The sequence below is a fragment of the Marinifilum breve genome, assembly GCF_003202155.1.
GTDB classification, from domain to species: Bacteria; Bacteroidota; Bacteroidia; order Bacteroidales; family Marinifilaceae; genus Marinifilum; species Marinifilum breve.
Map to the genome: position 1 here is coordinate 1 of NZ_QFLI01000159.1, position 408 is coordinate 408.

1 protein-coding gene is annotated in these 408 nt (G+C 31.4%); it reads left to right on the forward strand.

All coding sequences use genetic code 11. The annotated features are described in order from the left end of the window. The coding region (locus DF185_RS23300) for a hypothetical protein (RefSeq protein ID WP_165836118.1) at positions 1-365 on the forward strand (365 nt) is incomplete at its 5' end. Between the last annotated feature and the right edge of the window lie 43 nt (positions 366-408).

Genomic DNA, 408 nt, shown 5'->3' on the forward strand with positions numbered 1-408 from the left:
AGTGCTACGAAGTTAATAGTCTGCAGATTGTTGAAATGAAAGGGAGGATAGAACTAAAAGATATCATTGAGTTTTTTAAAGAAATTTTAGAGACGAATTTTTTGTCTAGCCAAATTCAAATACTTGAGGATGCTACTTTGGCAGAGTTTGCGTATGATATTGAGGATTCAAATCATATTAAAAATTTGTTCGAATTGCAAAAACAAAGATATCCAGTAGTTAAACACGCTATGATAAGAAACACCCCAGTTCAAACAGCATACGGTATAATGTTAGAGGATATGACCAATTGTAGTAACTATTATCCAAAAGTATTTTCCACTAAACAAGGAGCTTTACAGTGGTTGTTAAGTGACCAATTGTAAAGCTATATTTTACTTGTATACATTAAGGTCAATTTCCATTATA